This window comes from Thiorhodospira sibirica ATCC 700588, from assembly GCF_000227725.2.
Taxonomy (GTDB): domain Bacteria; phylum Pseudomonadota; class Gammaproteobacteria; order Ectothiorhodospirales; family Ectothiorhodospiraceae; genus Thiorhodospira; species Thiorhodospira sibirica.
The window spans coordinates 101,341-116,527 of sequence record NZ_MU255056.1; the positions used below are offsets into that span (position 1 = coordinate 101,341).

Consider the following 15,187-nt stretch of genomic DNA (forward strand, 5'->3'; position numbering starts at 1 on the left):
AGTGGTTAAGCCAGGCAAAGGTGCGCTCACCAGGGATCGCCGTGGTCTTGACGCTTTGGCTGTCCAGACACCCGGCGCTTGGATGCTTGTGACGCCCGTGGCGTTGCCGTAGCCGAGCGCGTAGCCTGTCATGAAGACGCTGCCAGGTTCCATCGCGCCGCCAGCGATTGAAGTCATAGTACACTGCCGACCAGGCAGGAAAGTCGTGCGGCAGCTGACGCCACTGGCAGCCCGTCTGCAGGACATAGAAGATCGCATTGATGACTTGGCGCATGCTGAGCTTACGAGGGCGCCCGACCGGGGCGCTCGGCAACAGCGGCTTGATCGCCTTCCAGGCGCCGTCGCTGAGGTGACTCGGGTAGCGTTTTTTTGCGAATCTTCTTGCTGCATTTCTGGGGCATGTGGGCCACTTCCTAGAAAAAATCGTAGGTTAAGCCATTACGCGATTAATTTCCAAACAGCCTCTATGGCCTGGATGCCGGTTTTCTCGTCCACCGAGATGAGATGAACCCCTTGTTCATGCAACGGCGTTGCCTGATGGTACCGCGTACAGACCGTGCGAACCTCCTGACGGAAGGTAGCCTCATCGGTGATGTGGGGATTGAGCCCGTAGCGGGTGCGATGCGGTTTAAGATCCGCCTGATTTTAAAAAACGACCAATGCTGCTGGCCGAGATTGAGGTCACCATGCCGCGTGCGATGCGCTCGCGCGCCAGATCCTGGCGTGTCCAGTGGGTCAACGGCGGCGGTGGCTGCTCACACGCCCGCGCGATGATCTGGCAAATCTGCGCGGCGGGTCGGACAAGAGCTGCTCGACCTCGGCACGCAAACGCTTGGGCTGACCGGCCACAGCGGTAAGCACGGCGCTGGCCTGCGACCAGCGCCGTCGCCACAGCCCGACAGCGTCCTCACCCAGACCCACGGCGGCAGCGATCTGGGTGTTGGCTTCACCATCGGCGGCGCGCAGCACCCGCTGCGCCCGTTGCACCAGGCTGTGGGATGTTTCGCGACGGCGCGCCAAGCCTTCCAGCAAGGCACGTTGTTCGGCTGAGAGATCAATCAAAGGGGCTGGGCGGGCGATCGTCTTCTCCTCGTCTGAACGTGGCTGGAAGTCGGTTCGCTATTATCCATGATAGTTTCAGCTTTGAGTACTAGGTTCAGCAGCCGTGCCGCTTCGTTGAACAGGTCGCGGGCTTCATACGCCTCCCGCAACAAGAAACGGTTCACGCTGTCATGCCAGATGCCCATCACTTCCGACAGACGGGTACACGTGATTGATTTTGGCTCACTCATCAAAAACCCCATGTACATTGGCAAGGTGCAATTGGCGGTCGGTGTGCGTTTGGTGCTTCTTATCATGGGTTGTTGTACGATGTAAAAAGCAGTATCTGTTACACAAAATGGAGCAATCCGTCAATGCGTAAGTCCTATGATTATATTTAAGCATAAGGGGAAATGAGACATGTGTTTATGCGTCGTGTTTGTGTCAATGAATCAATGCTGTAAGGCAAGCTCACTATGTTAGGAAAATTTCTGCGCGCCGTTGGGATGGCGCGCTTTTTTAGGCCACGCGGCGGCTTGGGCGCAATGCCTGCCGGGCTGGGCGAAGCGGCAAGGCCGTTCACGCCGCCGGTGCTTCCGGTGTTGCTGGGTGTTTTTGTGGATGTCCTTAAAAACAGTGATCAACCGCATGAGGCCGATATTGGTCAGCGCATGGAAGCGCGGGTGCAGGGGTATCAGCACGGGGAGCTTGATGCGGCTGCCTTTGAGAGGGTAATGCGTGAGGATATTAACGCGCTGCGGGCGGGCGAGGTTGATGATAATCTTGCAGGATTATTGGATATTTTGGAAGCGGATATTCTCTCTGGCGCGGGGTCAGCGCGCCCTGGGGCGGGCGATCAACCGCAGTGGTCTACGGTGGTAGAGACGGGCGAGCAGGTTAAAAAACCATGAGCACTCAAACAGTCAGCTTTGTGAATAGCCGGGGGCGGCGTTTGTCCGCACGTCTGGAATTACCCGCAGGGACGGTGCAGGCCTATGCCGTGTTTGCGCATTGTTTTATCTGCTCCAAAGACAGCGTGGCGGCAGTGCGTATCAGTCGGGCGCTGGCGGAGCGCGGTATTGGGGTGTTGCGCTTTGATTTTACCGGGGTGGGGGAGAGCGAAGGGGATTTCAGCGAGAGTCATTTCAGTGCCAATGTGGAAGATGTCGTCAGTGCTGCGCAGTGGCTGCGTGATCAGGCCCAGGCGCCGTGTCTGCTGATTGGTCATAGTCTGGGCGGGGCGGCAGTGCTGATTGCGGCCACCCAGATCCCGGAGGTGCGTGCAGTCACGACCATTGCCGCCCCCAGTGATCCTGCGCATGTGACTCATTTATTTGCCGGTTGCATTGATCAAATCCGTGATCAGGGGGAGGCTGAGGTGAGTCTGGGCATTGGACGCTTTAGAGTCACCCGGCGCTTTCTTGAAGACGTGGAGGCCTTTAAATTAGATAAGGCCCTGCGCGACAGCGGGCGGGCCTTGCTGATTATGCACGCGCCGGGGGATACGGTGGTTGAGATCAGTCATGCGCGCAGTCTGTTTGAGCAGGCGCGTCATCCCAAAAGCTTTGTGTCTTTGGATGATGCCGATCATTTATTGACCCGGCGCAGTGATGCTCAATATACCGCCCATGTGATCAGTGCGTGGGTATCGCGGTATCTGCCGGATGCAAGAGCGCCAGCTGTGGGCTGAGTGCCGCCCAGACCGTATCCAGCATCAACGGCTGCGCCTCTGCGGTCGGGTGAATGCCGTCAGCCTGCATCAAGTCCCAGTTTTCGGCAACGTCGGCCAAAAGCGATGGCACCAGATCGACCGTATAGTTTTGCGCCAGGGTCTGATACACCGCCGCAAAGCGCTGGGTGAAAACCGGCCCGTAATTGGGGGGTAGGTCTACGCCCACCAGCAAAACCTGCGCCTGATGCGCGTGTGCCTGGCGAATCATCGCGGCCAGATTCTCTTGCATTTCATCAAGCGCAATCCCGCGCAGACCATCGTTGCCGCCAAGTTGTAAAATCACGATGGCCGGGGTATGGTGATGTAAATGCTGCGCCAGACGGGTACGTCCTCCCCGGGTGGTCTCACCGCTGATGCTGGCGTTGACCACGGTCATGGCGTGGTCGTGTTCGGCCAGGCGCTGTTTGAGCAAAGACACCCACCCCTGATTCTGGGCCATTCCATAGGCCGCGCTGAGGCTGTCTCCCATGACCAGGATCACGGGGGCGGCGCCAGCCCATGCCGGACTCATAACGCAAAGCAGGCAAACGAGGAAAACTGATTTCATGGTGCTTGATTCTCAGGTTGATGTGGTGCGGGCCTCCCAGCTTAGCAAAACCATTCGTGGCCCCGCTGGGGATCTGGAGATTCTAAAAAAACTGGCGTTTAAGGTCACGAGCGCGCAGGCGGTGGCGATTCTTGGCGCCTCGGGTTCGGGCAAATCCACCTTGCTGGGCTTGCTGGCGGGTCTTGATACGCCGACCAGTGGCGAGGTGTACTTGCTGGGTCAGCCCTTGAGTATGCTCAGTGAAGACCAGCGGGCGCAATTACGCGCTGGGGCCGTGGGCTTTGTCTTTCAGTCCTTCCAATTATTGCCGGCCCTGACGGCATTGGAGAATGTGATGCTTAGTCTGGAGTTGTGTGGTCAGGCGAAAGGCGCCCGCCAAGGCGCGGCAGAGGCTTTGGCTCAGGTGGGCTTGATGCCACGCATCCACCATTATCCGCATCAACTCTCCGGCGGTGAACAGCAGCGGGTGGCGATTGCGCGCGCCTTTGTGGCCCAGCCGCAAATCCTGTTTGCCGATGAACCGACGGGCAATCTGGATCAAGCCACCGGCGAGCAAATCATTGACCTGCTCTTTGATTTGCGTGAGCGCTACGGCACGGCTTTGGTATTGGTCACCCATGATGCCGAACTGGCGCAACGCTGCGAGCGGCGCTACGTTCTCAAAGAGTGCGTATTGACGCAAAGCTATCCCCCGCTTGATTCAACGCAGGTTTGAGGCTGCCGGGGCGGGTTGCGGCGGAGGATTGATCAAGCCGATGCGCTCTGCCAGTGCGTCCTTCTCGGCGGCGATGGGGTCGCGGACAATCCCCAAAATCTGCACCAAGCGCTCGGCACGATGCTGCCAGGAATGCTGCTGTGCCGCCTGCCGGGCGCGTTGTGCCACCATCAAGGCCAGCTCTGGCTGCTGCTGAAGCTGCTGAATCTGCGCAATCCAGGCCCCGGGTTGATCTGGCGGCAGCAAAAAACCATTCTCTCCATGACGGATAATTTCACGAATCGCCGGTAAATCACTGGCCAGCACCGCGCGCCCTGCCGCCATCGCCTCATAGATTTTTAATGGACTGATCACCCCGGCATGACGTAAATCCGGCTGATACGGCATTAAGGCAAGCCCGGCGCGGCCGTACAGCGCCGGAATATCCGCCGGCGGGACAAAGCCCTGAAGATGCAGGCCGGATCTCGCCTGAAGCGGGTGTTTAAGCGTCCCCACCAGGAGCACCTCACAGTGCCCTGAATCTGCAATCGCCTGCAAAATGCCCAGGCCCCGGGAGTGGGTAATCGTACCGGCATAAATCCCGACCGGACGCTGCAGGTGCTCAGGCTGCAACGGCATAATCTGCGCAAATGCCTCAATATCTGCCGCCGACGGCACCACATACATGCGCGTCGACTCTGCCCCCGCATGAGCGAGCAAGTTAAAGGCGGCCTGACTGATCGGTAACAAAGAGGCAATGCGTCCTGCCCGGTGCAAGGCAATCACGTCGGCGAGCAGCCCGGACGCGTGTAATGGCGCAACCTCATGCACTTCCAGATGACAGCGCAAACCGTGCTGACACAGCGTATATGCCAACCAGGCATCACGGGTATACAGGGTGTCGGCCTGCGCCAGGCGATGCCGATAGACTCTCGCAAACAGGCCAACCGGCCAGCGGCGATGCAACAACTGACGACGCACAAGCGGCACCGTTGAACGTATACCAATGTCACGCAGCCGCGCCTTTACATCCAGCCGATGCCAAGGGGGTAACCATACACTCAGCGGCACGCCGGCCTGATGCAAGGCATGCGCGGTTTTCAGCGTTTGGAAAAGATTCGCCCGATTGCGATGCAAGCGGCTACGGCTCAGATAAATAAACGATGCAGGATGGGTCATCAAAATGGGTGATTAAAGTCCTTGAAGGCCCGCATTGTGACGCAAATCCACCCTAATCGCCAAGCGATACAGCGCGCCTGCTGCACCATGTTCATTGCATCGGTGTGGGTATAGTGATCTGTGCATCGGGCTTTTCTTGTTAATGATTTTTTATTTAAGGCCGGGGCTTGGGTGGCGTGTTGAAATGGCGTTACCAGTGTTTGGATGGATCGCCGGTGACGAGAAATTCCGGGTTGAGGAGGCTGTCTTTGGTGTTGTAGCGCAGGGGTTTGCCGTCGAGGGTAAGGACTTGGCCGCCGGCCTGGTGAACGATGCATTGCGCGGCGGCGGTGTCCCATTCGCTGGTGGGGCCAAGGCGCGGGTAGAGGTCGGCTTTGCCTTCGGCAACCAGGCAAAATTTTAGGGCGCTACCCACGCTGATCAGTTCGTAGTCGCTGTCGAGTTGGGCCAGCCAGGCGTTGAGTCGTTCCAGTCCGTGAGAACGGCTGCCCACGACGGTGGGTTTGCTGGGGCAAGGGGTGCGGGTGTGGATGGCTTCTACCGCGCCGCCCAAGGTGTGGCAGTAGGCACCGCTGCCGTGGGTGGCGTAGTAGCAGCGTCCCAGGGCGGGGGCCATGACGACGCCTAAGATGGGGGTGTGTTGGTCGATGAGGGCGATGTTGACGGTGAATTCATCATTTTTTTTGATGAATTCACGGGTGCCGTCGAGTGGATCGACCAGCCAGTAAAGGCCCCAGCGGGCGCGGGTGGCAAAGGAGATGGCTTTGGATTCTTCGGATAATACCGGGATGTCGGGGGTGAGTTCTGTCAGACCGCGCAGGATATGTTGGTGTGCGGCAAGGTCGGCGGCGGTGAGGGGGGATTGGTCGGCTTTGTGTTCGACGGTAATGGTGTCACGGTAGATGTGCAGGATTTTATCCCCGGCTTCACAGGCCAGGCTGCGGGCATTGTTGAGCAGGTGGTCGAGACGGTGTGGATCAATCATGAGAGGGCATCCCGGACAAGGTAGAGGGCGGCGATGGAGCGTGCTTCGGTGCAGTCATCGCGGTGGATTAAGGCGTCCAGCTCGCTTAAACGCCAGGGCACGACTTCGATGGGTTCGGGTTCGTCGCCATCCAGGCGGCGCGGGTATAGGTCCTGGGCAAGGACGATGTGGGTGGTATGGCCCAGATAGCCGGGCGCCAGGGTGCAGGTTTTGATCAGTTGCAGGCGGTGGGCGCCATAGCCGACTTCTTCCATCATTTCGCGGTTGGCGGCATCCAGGATGTTTTCGCCAATTTCTACATGCCCTTTGGGCAGACCCAGTTCATAGCGATGGGTACCGGCAGCATACTCCTTGATCAGTAATACGGTGTCGGCATCACGCAGCGGTACGACCAAAACGGCGCCAGTGGCGGGCGGGATGAGTCGCTCGTAGTGAACCCGCACGCCGTTGGAAAAGCACAGTTCCAGTTCTTCTACATGGAACAGGCGGCTTTTGGCAACGCTGCGACGCTGGATAATCCGGGGTGTTTGTGGCATCAGGCAATCTGCTCAGTACAGGCTTAATGGAAAGCCGCCAAAGCTGCCAAAGGGCGCGCTGCTAAAGGGGGTAGCCATCCAGGGGGAGGCACCCCAGGTCTGGCTTGTGGGGATGCCGAGCAGGGCGTTGAGCTGATTTAGATTTTGGGGATTACCCAGCGTCCACGGATAGCCGCCCAGGCCCGCTGCTGAGGAATAGGGGTTGAGCGTTTGCCATGGATTATGCTGGGGCGCGCCATAAAAATTCCAAGAGTGAATCACTATCGGTCGCTGGTGGTTAGCTGCGCCCCATTGTGGCACACCATAGCCCGGATAGATGCCGGGGTAGGGCATCAAGGGCAGACCTGACAGGCCATAGGGGTTGGCGTAGTCCAAGGGATGGCGTTCATGGGGGCGCACCGCCTCTGGCTCGGGCACGACAAAGCGGGGGTCCAGGGCGCGGGATGGCGCAACGGTTGCCCCAGGCCCGCCGGGCAGGTAGCCGCGTGGTGGAAAAACCGCCTCGGCACTGGGCGTGGGTACCTGATCGCGGCGCGTTTGCGGGGTGGCGGCGGCGGGGTCGTAGTCGAGCGCGGGAAAGCCCGGCAGCGGGGCTTGGTCACGCGCCCAGGGGTTGGCGCCCTGGCGCCCGTCAAAGGCCAGCGCCATACCGATGGGCCAAAACAGCAATCCCCCCCACAGCGCAACCGTCATGAGCATCCCGATCCTGCTGTTTAACATAAAGGCACAAGGTATACATATTCAGGCCCGGATGGCCCGGTGATCAGGCAGGCATTCATCACGGTGAGAAGAAAGGGAATCCGCCAAAGGGGGTGTTGCCATAATTCCAGGGAAGCATGGAACCGGGCCAGCCATAGGCCCCGCCGGGGTAGGGCGTGTTGGGGTAATAGTCACCATAGGGCCCATAGGGTGGCCAGTAGGCCGGCCCTGAACGATGGCCCTGACGATAGTCCGGCCAGCCGGGATAGGCTGGACGATCCGCGGGTCGCCCTTGAGGCCCTTGGTATGCCGGCGCAGATTCAGGCCGATGGGCATCCTGACGCCACGCTGGAGCGCGATACTCGGGGGCTTGGCGGGGTTCGCCATAGCCACGCGGGCCGCTGGAAAATTCGCGGGAGTGTTCATCTCTCCAGGGTGCGCTTGAACCGGGCGGTGGGCCGTAGGCACGCTCGCGCTCCGTTGCACCGGGCGTCCAGGAAGGGCGCGGTTCGCGGACGGGTTCATCGCGCCACATGCCTTGTGGCGGGGTCTGTGGCATCGGCATCTGCGTCCGCTCGCCGGGCATGGCTTCTCGCCCATAGGCGGGCTGCTCAGCAGGCGGGCGGGTGCCCGGCCATGCTTCCGTGCGCGGGTCTTGTCCCTGCCAGCGCGGCGCTGGCGGGGACGATTCGCTGTAAGCCGGGGGGGTGTGGTCATAGCGCCAAGGACGCGGCTCTGGCGGGGCGGGACGTTCGCGTTCTGCCCATGAGGGCATCGGTCGCTCGCCGCCAAAACGCCGCTCCGGCACCTCCGGATCATAGCCCAACGGCGGGAAGCCTTGCGGGTCGTGCGGCATGGGTGGATTGGCGCTTAAGGGGAGCGCCACACACAACAGACTGGCGGTAACGACTGCGTTTAGAGATAAGCGCTTGAGCGCATGAATACGCGATAGCCGGGAATGCAGATACATAAACGAAGCCTCGCTGCAAAACAGGGTAAAGGCCGTGACCTGCCAAGCGATAGCAGCAGGTCACACGGACTACAGGTTATCCTTCAGGCGAATGCCACGCCGGGGGCGTTGTTGCCAGAATGCGCTCGCGGTATCGGCGTTTTGCTGCACGTCATCGGCATCATCCAGCGTCGGTGCAACCGCCGCCGGGGCTGGTGCCACCGGCGTGGCGGTAAAGGCCGCTGGCGGCGGCGCGGCAGGAGCAAAGCGCACCTCATGCTCGGCGGTGACGGCGGGCACTGCCTGGCTTGGCGGGGTAGTGTCCACAACGCCAGGTGCCACAGACGTTGTTTCTGTCACCGGCGGTGTCGCGTGTGGCGGCGGGGGTGCGGGATGGCTAACGGTGTTGCCGGTATTGGCCGCCTGTGCTTTGGTGCGCTGATGGATACGCAGCGCCTGTAGCCACGCCTTACGTCCCAGCTCACGCAGCAGCGCCCAGAGGCTGACCAGCAGGGCTTTGAGATAGCGCATCGGCGCGGACTGCATGATTTTTTGCAGTACGGGGGTGCTCGTATTCGCCTGCGTGTTCAGGCCCGCCGATGGTGGGCTGTTGGGTGCCATCCCGGCAGAGGGGAGGTTATCCGTTTTGTCCGTAGGCCCTGGCGGCGGTGGCGTAGACGGCCCCCCCTGGCGTGGCGGCGGAGTGCCATCCGGCCCATCAAAGGCATTACGGGCACTGATGCAACCCAGCGGAATCACCACCAGGGTGAGTACGGTGGAAACCACGACCCCAAACATCAGGGAGATGGCCATCCCCTGGAAGATCGGATCAAAGAGGATCACACTGGAACCGGCCACCAGCGCCAGCGCGGTGATGATAATCGGGCGAGTACGGGTCTGCACCGATTTGATCACCGCCTCTTCAATGCTCATACCCTTGTCGCGTATCGCCTCTCGGGCAAAATCCACCAGCAGGATGGAGTTGCGCACGATAATCCCCGCCAAGGCGATAAAGCCGATCATTGAGGTGGCCGTGAATTCTGCATTGAGCAGCCAATGGCCGGGAATAATCCCGATCAGGGTCAGCGGAATCGGCGCCATGACAATGGATGGCAGGGTGAAATTGCCAAATTCCCACACCACCAGCATGTAAATCAGCACCAGCGCCACCCCAAAGGCCAGCCCCATATCGCGGAAGGTTTCGTAGGTGACGGTCCATTCCCCGGCCCACTCAAAGGCGGATTCAAAATTGGTCTTGGGTGGCCCTAACCAATGCGAGTTTAGCTGGACGCCATCGGGGGACACATAATCGGCCAATTGGGCCTCGACCTCGAACATGCCGTAAATGGGGGCGGCTAAACGGCCCACCGTTTCACCGGTGACATATTCCACCGGGCGCAGATCCTTATGAAAGATCGGCTCATCTTGCAGGGTGCGTTCAAAGCGTCCCAGTTCGGCCAGCGGCACTTTGCTGCCGGATTCACTGATCACCGGCAGTGACAGCAGGCGCGACAGGTCAGAGCGCACCTCCAGCGGCAGCTGCAGCACAATCAAGGTCGGCTCCAGCAGCGAATGATGCTTGATGTCGCCGAGCACGAAGCTGCCCAGCGCCTTATCCAGGGTGGTATTAACGGCTTCGACACTCACCCCAACGCGCAGGGCTTTCTCACGATCCACCACAAAGCGCCAGACATCGTGCGGGGTGTGCAGAAAGCTGTCCACATCGCTTAAATGTTCCGCGTTTTCAAACATCTGCATCATGTCACGCGCCACCTGGCGGCGGGTCTGCGCATCCGGGCCATAGATCTCGGCAACCACCGCTTGCAGCACCGGCGGGCCGGGTGGCATTTCGACCACCTGAATACGCGCCCCGACCGCATGGGCCAGCGGAGTTAAAAGTTCACGGGCTTCAACGGCAATCTGATGACTGGTGCGTTTGCGCTGATCCTTATGCAGGAGGTTGACCTGCATATCGCCCTGCCACGGTTGCTGACGCAGATAGTAATGGCGCACCAAGCCATTGAAATTAAACGGTGATGCAGTACCGGAATAGGTCTGCACCGAGATCACCTCGGGCACCTCACTCATCACCATCGCCATCTCATGCAGCAGGTTTTCGGTGACAGTCAGCGGGGTTCCTTCCGGGAGATTGATGATGACGCTGAATTCCGGTTTGTTATCCAGGGGCAGCATCTTGACCCGCACATCTTTGGTATAAAACAGCAGGGTGCTGGCAAAAAACGCCGCGATAATGGCGAATAAAAACACATAACCCTTGGTGCGATTGTGCGCCAGACCTAAAATCAGCCTGCGGAAAAAGCGCTCAATGCGTTCGCTTTGACGATGTTCCTTATCCGCCGCTTTTTGCAGACTGGCCATACTGGGCTTGAGCCGCATGGTCAGCCAAGGGGTGAAAATGAAGGCGGCAAACAAGGAAAACAGCATGGCCACCGAGCCCAGCACCGGAATCGGCTGCATATACGGCCCCATCATCCCGCTGACAAAACCCATCGGCAGCAGCGCGGCAATGACGGTGAAGGTGGCGAGAATGGTGGGATTGCCGACCTCGCGCACCGCATCAATGGCAGTGTGTGTATCGGATTGTTTCTCCAGCAGCCAGCGCCGGTAAATATTTTCCACCACCACAATGGCATCATCCACGAGAATGCCGATGGCAAAAATCAGTGCAAACAGGCTCACCCGGTCAACGGTGTAACTCAGCGCCCAGGCGGAAAAAACTGTCACCAGCAAGACAATCGGGATGATCACCAACACCACCCCGGCTGCCCGCAGTCCGAGAAACACCCAGACCAGCACCGTCACCGCCGCCGTGGCGATAAACAGCTTAAACATCAGCTCGTTGACTTTATCGTTGGCGGTTTCGCCATAATTACGGGTGATGCTGACATAGACATCATCGGGAATCACCCGGCCTTTGAGGTGCTCCAGGCGCTCCAGAATGTCATTGGCGACGGTCACGCCATTGGTGCCGGCCTTCTTGGCAATGGCAATGGTGACTGCCTGCGCTCCCGGCACCGGGGCGTCCAGATACGAAGAGGGCCCGGTGTAATAATGCACCATCTGCTCGGTTTCACCCGGCCCTTGAATCACCCGGGCAATATCCCGCAGATAAATCGGCGCACCGTGTGCCGTGCCAACAATCAGCCGCTCCACATCCTCGGCATAGCGCAAAAATGAGCCGGTATAGACCTGAAAATGCCCGCCAGCGCCCTCAAAACTGCCCACCCCGCGCTCGGTGTTCGCCGCCTGCACCGTTTGGGCAATCTGATTCAGGCTGATGCCGTGCCCGGCCAGGCGTTCTGGCAGCGGTTCAATGCGCAGCTGTTCCGGACGCCCTCCAACCAGAAAGCTTTGGCTGGTATTGGGAACCTCTTTCAGACGCTGCAAGACCTCCAGACCAATCAGGCGCAGCATGGCATCGTCGGTGCTTTGTGACCACAGCGTCAGGGTGACCACCGGCACATCATCAACCCCCTTGGGCTTGACCAGTGGCTGGGTGGCACCCGGCGGAATGCGATCCATATTCGAATGCAGCCGGTCATAAAGCTTGACCAGCGAGGGCTCCATCGCTTCGCCGACCTCAAATTGCACGGTGACCATCGCCTGATCCCGCTGCGACATCGAGTACACATGCTTGACCCCGGATATCTCGCTCATGATCCGCTCCAGCGGATCGGTGACCAGGCTTTGCACTTGCTGCGCACTGGCCCCCGGATAGCCGACAAAAATATCAATCATCGGCACAGAGATTTGCGGGTCTTCCTGACGCGGCGTGATCATCAGGCCCAAAATCCCGATGGCTAAACTAATCAGCAGCAAAATGGGCGATAAGGGCGAATGAATAAAGGCAGCCGCCATGCGGCCCGCAATCCCTAGATTGCGTTGCGCGGGCGATTCCTTGGCAGGTGGGTGTGTGTTATCTGTCATAACGTCTCAGACTGGCATCAAAATCAAGAGATGGGGCACGGTGTCCGTCTACAGTCGCCGGGCAAGCCCTGGACATGACCGTGGTCATGCCCAAGGCGTCGTGTCGGGCCGTACAAGACCCGAGGCGACAGGATCTGCTTTAGCGTGCCGGTGGCATCCAGCCGCTGGTGGCCCCCGGCGGCGGGGCATCAATAATGCGATCCCCAGGATTTAAACCCGATAACACCAGATACATATCATTGCGCTCACCGCCCAGACGCACTGCCCGCAGGCTGGAGCGCCCCTGCTGATCCACCACCAGCACCCGTGGCAAACTGCCACCGGGCACAATCGCGGTGCGTGGGATCAAAACCTGGCTACGGGCATCGCTGGAAGGATCAGGGATGATCACCTCGGCATACATACCGGGACCACCGGGGGCGTTGCTGGGCAGATCAAACTTGACCGTCACCGTATGCCGCTCACGGCTGGCCTCCGGAAAAATCTGTGATACGCGGGCCTGCACCGGGGTGTTGCCGACATCCAGACGCGCCGGCATAATCTGGCCGATCTGCAGCTGTGGCACCAGGCGAGCCGGGACCTCTGCGCGAATTCGCAAAAAATGCGTATGCGCAAACACCACCAGCGGCTGTCCGGCCTGGACGGTATCGCCCACCTCAATGAATTTATACATGATCACCCCATCAAAGGGAGCGATGGAGCGCAAATCGCGCAGCTGGGCGTCAATCTCTTCGAGCTGCGAACGGGCCTGGGCAATCTGGGTCATGGCCTGTTCCACCCCGGCAGAGCGCGCATGCAGATCGGCATGACGATCCACCGTGGGGTCACCATAACCCGCAAACTGGCCGAATTGACGGGTAAACAGATTATCAAACATCGACGGCATCCCCATGCCGGGCATCCGTCCGATATCGCGTGACTGCGGGGCTACCAGTTCGCGGCTATACTGCACCTGGGATTCGCGCAAACTGACCTCAGCGCGCTGCAGATTGGCTAACGCGGCCTGACGGCGCGCCATCAGCGCACTGGAATCCAGTGCCACCAACAGCTGGCCACGCTCAAAGGCATCGCCTTCGCGCCCGCTGAGATGCTCAACCCGACCGGGCATCTGCGCCGTCAGCGTAACCTCGGCATACGGGATTACCGTCCCGCCGACCACCGACTCGCCAGCAGCCGATAAGGTTTCTACGCTAATGATACGGCTGGCCAGAGCATTGCCCGGCAAGCCAACGATAAACAGTAAAGGAATGACAAAGATCAGCGATGATCTCGGCAAGGCGTTTAGGGTCATGGTAAAAGGCGCTTCCAGTTTTGCTGGTGAGGTAAATTTTGGGGGCCAAATGCCCATTCGAGTGCGCAGTTTACCCATTAGGTAACAGCAGCCGCAACTATAGCAGGGCGATCGCGCTATCAGGGTATTGACAATCATCAGTTGAGCAGGTGATCGAGGTGCCTTTTGTCGCGATGCCTGAGCTGCCGATGTCTCCGAAATTGTCAGATCCCCGTGCGTACTTTGCTGATCTTGCCGATCCACGTCGCAAGACGCGCAACACGTTGCACGCCCTGCACGACATACTGATGATTGTGCGGTGTGCCGTCCTCAGCGGCATCGAGGACTGGGTGGGCATGGAAACCTTTGGCAAGGAGAAGGAAGCGTGGTTGCGCACCTTTCTCACGCTGGCCAACAAAATTCCCTCGCACGATACCTTGAGCGATGTGATCGGTCGACTCAACCCGGACACCTTTGCCGAGGCGTTCCAGGCCTGGGCCACAGCGGCCCTGGCTGGGTTGTCCGGTGAGCCGGTGTGTGTGGACGGCAAGACGTTGCGTGGCAGTCGCGATGGGGCAACGCCTGGCGTGCACCTCATCAGTGCCTTCACGAGCCGTGCCCGTTGGGTGTTGGCCCAGCAAAAGGTCGGAGAGAAAACCCATGAAATCACGGCGATTCCGGATCTCCTCGGGCTCCTGGATCTACACGGAGCGACCGTGAGCCTGGATGCCATGGGCTGCCAAAAAGCGATTGCCCGCACCCTCGTGCAAGGTGGGGCCGACTACGTCCTGGCGTTGAAAGATAACCATCCGAGGCTGCACGCGGAAGTGACGCAGTGGCTCGATTATGAAACGGCTCGTCCTCAGCGAGCGCATTGAATGGCTTGAGGAGCGCGCCGCGTGGGCCGGACTCAAGGCGGTGGGACGGGTGGAGTCCACCCGCCTTATCGGCGATCACTCCAGCACCGAAACACGCGAATTCCTCTGCGCGTTCACGGAGCTGCCGCGCTTCGCCGCCGCAGTGCGCCAGCATTGGAGTATCGAGAATCAACCGCATTGGATCCTGGATGTCCAGTTTGGCGAAGAGGCCTGTCGCACCCGCCGCGACCATAGCCCCGAGAATCTGGCCCTGCTGCGTCGTATGGCGCTCAACCTCTTGAGCCACAATGGGCCACCGAAGGACAGTCTGCGCCAGCGAAAACTGCGCGCCGCGCTCAACGACAACTACCGGCTGGAGCTACTGCTCGGCGAACACAATAGGGAAACCACATAGCGCGATCGCCCTGGCACCCAGGCAGGGCGATCGCGTATAAATCCTTAGAACCTGTTCAAAGCCTTCTAAAAATAGCCGACAATAGCAAGATGAGACATACCTATCCCAGTGACCTCCGTCGAGAGCCGTTCGAGCAGATTAGTGCCTTACTGGAAAGTGGACGCAAGAAGACGGCCCCCCGGCGGGTGGATCTGTACGATGTATTTCGGCTACGTACGGGTTGTCAGTGGCGAGCCTTGCCAAGCGAGTATCCGAAATGGCGCACAGTGCATCACTCTTTCACGATCTGGAGTGAGCCGCGCGAAGGCGGCAGCCTGCTGGAGCAGGCTTAAAAA

At 59.6% G+C, this 15,187-nt stretch carries 12 protein-coding genes and 4 pseudogenes; 5 read left to right on the forward strand and 11 right to left on the reverse strand.

The annotated features are described in order from the left end of the window. The 3 genes and pseudogenes from THISIDRAFT_RS00645 to THISIDRAFT_RS00655 form a co-directional block, all read right to left on the reverse strand. A pseudogene (locus THISIDRAFT_RS00645) lies at positions 1–401 on the reverse strand (IS5 family transposase); the annotation flags it as partial. Positions 402–735: 334 nt separating this feature from the next. Beyond that, positions 736–1,062, reverse strand: coding sequence for a hypothetical protein (locus THISIDRAFT_RS00650; RefSeq protein WP_006788476.1), 327 nt, complete (start codon positions 1,060–1,062; stop codon positions 736–738). Between the two features lie 86 nt (positions 1,063–1,148). After that, positions 1,149–1,358, reverse strand: a pseudogene (locus THISIDRAFT_RS00655) (IS701 family transposase); the annotation flags it as partial. A 159-nt stretch (positions 1,359–1,517) separates the two neighbouring features. On the opposite strand from THISIDRAFT_RS00655, the gene THISIDRAFT_RS00660 reads away from it, so the two are divergent. Both THISIDRAFT_RS00660 and THISIDRAFT_RS00665 read left to right on the forward strand, forming a co-directional pair. Beyond that, positions 1,518–1,952, forward strand: a complete 435-nt coding sequence (locus THISIDRAFT_RS00660) for a hypothetical protein (RefSeq protein WP_006788478.1) — start codon at positions 1,518–1,520, stop codon at positions 1,950–1,952. After that, positions 1,949–2,731, forward strand: coding sequence for an alpha/beta hydrolase family protein (locus THISIDRAFT_RS00665; RefSeq protein ID WP_006788479.1), 783 nt, complete (start codon positions 1,949–1,951; stop codon positions 2,729–2,731). The genes THISIDRAFT_RS00660 and THISIDRAFT_RS00665 overlap by 4 nt, the downstream gene beginning before the upstream one ends. Here THISIDRAFT_RS00665 and THISIDRAFT_RS00670 read toward each other — a convergent pair. Then, positions 2,676–3,284 (reverse strand): arylesterase, encoded by a 609-nt coding sequence (locus THISIDRAFT_RS00670; RefSeq protein ID WP_006788480.1) that lies wholly within the window; start codon positions 3,282–3,284, stop codon positions 2,676–2,678. The genes THISIDRAFT_RS00665 and THISIDRAFT_RS00670 overlap by 56 nt on opposite strands. A gap of 34 nt (positions 3,285–3,318) precedes the next feature. On the opposite strand from THISIDRAFT_RS00670, the gene THISIDRAFT_RS00675 reads away from it, so the two are divergent. Continuing rightward, positions 3,319–4,035 carry an ABC transporter ATP-binding protein gene (locus THISIDRAFT_RS00675; protein WP_006788481.1) on the forward strand — a complete coding sequence of 239 codons (717 nt, stop codon included), beginning with the start codon at positions 3,319–3,321 and terminating at the stop codon, positions 4,033–4,035. Here THISIDRAFT_RS00675 and THISIDRAFT_RS00680 read toward each other — a convergent pair. The 7 genes from THISIDRAFT_RS00680 to THISIDRAFT_RS00710 form a co-directional block, all read right to left on the reverse strand. After that, entirely contained in the window at positions 4,021–5,193 is a 1,173-nt protein-coding gene (locus THISIDRAFT_RS00680; protein ID WP_006788482.1) for a glycosyltransferase family 4 protein, read from the reverse strand. The two genes, THISIDRAFT_RS00675 and THISIDRAFT_RS00680, sit on opposite strands and share 15 nt — an antisense overlap. A gap of 190 nt (positions 5,194–5,383) precedes the next feature. Then, complete coding sequence (gene cysQ, locus THISIDRAFT_RS00685; RefSeq protein WP_006788483.1) at positions 5,384–6,178, reverse strand: 3'(2'),5'-bisphosphate nucleotidase CysQ; 795 nt, start codon at positions 6,176–6,178, stop codon at positions 5,384–5,386. Further along, positions 6,175–6,717, reverse strand: a complete 543-nt coding sequence (nudE, locus tag THISIDRAFT_RS00690) for an ADP compounds hydrolase NudE (RefSeq protein ID WP_418896136.1) — start codon at positions 6,715–6,717, stop codon at positions 6,175–6,177. The genes cysQ and nudE overlap by 4 nt, the downstream gene beginning before the upstream one ends. Positions 6,718–6,726: 9 nt before the next feature. Next, on the reverse strand, positions 6,727–7,407 hold the full coding sequence (locus tag THISIDRAFT_RS00695) for a hypothetical protein (RefSeq protein WP_040853106.1): 681 nt from the start codon (positions 7,405–7,407) through the stop codon (positions 6,727–6,729). 85 nt (positions 7,408–7,492) lie between these two features. Continuing rightward, positions 7,493–8,383 (reverse strand): chromosomal replication initiator protein DnaA, encoded by an 891-nt coding sequence (locus tag THISIDRAFT_RS00700; RefSeq protein WP_006788486.1) that lies wholly within the window; start codon positions 8,381–8,383, stop codon positions 7,493–7,495. 69 nt (positions 8,384–8,452) lie between these two features. After that, positions 8,453–12,310 (reverse strand): efflux RND transporter permease subunit, encoded by a 3,858-nt coding sequence (locus THISIDRAFT_RS00705; RefSeq protein ID WP_006788487.1) that lies wholly within the window; start codon positions 12,308–12,310, stop codon positions 8,453–8,455. A 139-nt stretch (positions 12,311–12,449) separates the two neighbouring features. After that, the gene (locus THISIDRAFT_RS00710) at positions 12,450–13,601 is read right to left on the reverse strand and encodes an efflux RND transporter periplasmic adaptor subunit (RefSeq protein WP_006788488.1); all 1,152 of its coding nucleotides are present in this window, start codon (positions 13,599–13,601) and stop codon (positions 12,450–12,452) included. Positions 13,602–13,789: 188 nt separating this feature from the next. Here THISIDRAFT_RS00710 and THISIDRAFT_RS15225 point away from each other — a divergent pair. Both THISIDRAFT_RS15225 and THISIDRAFT_RS00725 read left to right on the forward strand, forming a co-directional pair. Further along, a pseudogene (locus THISIDRAFT_RS15225) lies at positions 13,790–14,852 on the forward strand (ISAs1 family transposase). An 89-nt stretch (positions 14,853–14,941) separates the two neighbouring features. Then, positions 14,942–15,181, forward strand: a pseudogene (locus tag THISIDRAFT_RS00725) (transposase); the annotation flags it as partial. Positions 15,182–15,187 lie beyond the last annotated feature (6 nt).

Bases quoted from the DNA above. Each gene is read 5' to 3' on its own strand.
- THISIDRAFT_RS00675 (WP_006788481.1), top strand. From the start codon at position 3,319: ATGGTGCTTGATTCTCAGGTTGATGTGGTGCGGGCCTCCCAGCTTAGC.
- THISIDRAFT_RS00695 (WP_040853106.1), bottom strand. From the start codon at position 7,407: ATGACGGTTGCGCTGTGGGGGGGATTGCTGTTTTGGCCCATCGGTATG.
- THISIDRAFT_RS00705 (WP_006788487.1), bottom strand. From the start codon at position 12,310: ATGACAGATAACACACACCCACCTGCCAAGGAATCGCCCGCGCAACGC.
- THISIDRAFT_RS00665 (WP_006788479.1), top strand. From the start codon at position 1,949: ATGAGCACTCAAACAGTCAGCTTTGTGAATAGCCGGGGGCGGCGTTTG.
- THISIDRAFT_RS00700 (WP_006788486.1), bottom strand. From the start codon at position 8,383: ATGTATCTGCATTCCCGGCTATCGCGTATTCATGCGCTCAAGCGCTTA.
- THISIDRAFT_RS00710 (WP_006788488.1), bottom strand. From the start codon at position 13,601: ATGACCCTAAACGCCTTGCCGAGATCATCGCTGATCTTTGTCATTCCT.
- THISIDRAFT_RS00680 (WP_006788482.1), bottom strand. From the start codon at position 5,193: ATGACCCATCCTGCATCGTTTATTTATCTGAGCCGTAGCCGCTTGCAT.
- THISIDRAFT_RS00670 (WP_006788480.1), bottom strand. From the start codon at position 3,284: ATGAGTCCGGCATGGGCTGGCGCCGCCCCCGTGATCCTGGTCATGGGA.
- cysQ (WP_006788483.1), bottom strand. From the start codon at position 6,178: ATGATTGATCCACACCGTCTCGACCACCTGCTCAACAATGCCCGCAGC.
- THISIDRAFT_RS00660 (WP_006788478.1), top strand. From the start codon at position 1,518: ATGTTAGGAAAATTTCTGCGCGCCGTTGGGATGGCGCGCTTTTTTAGG.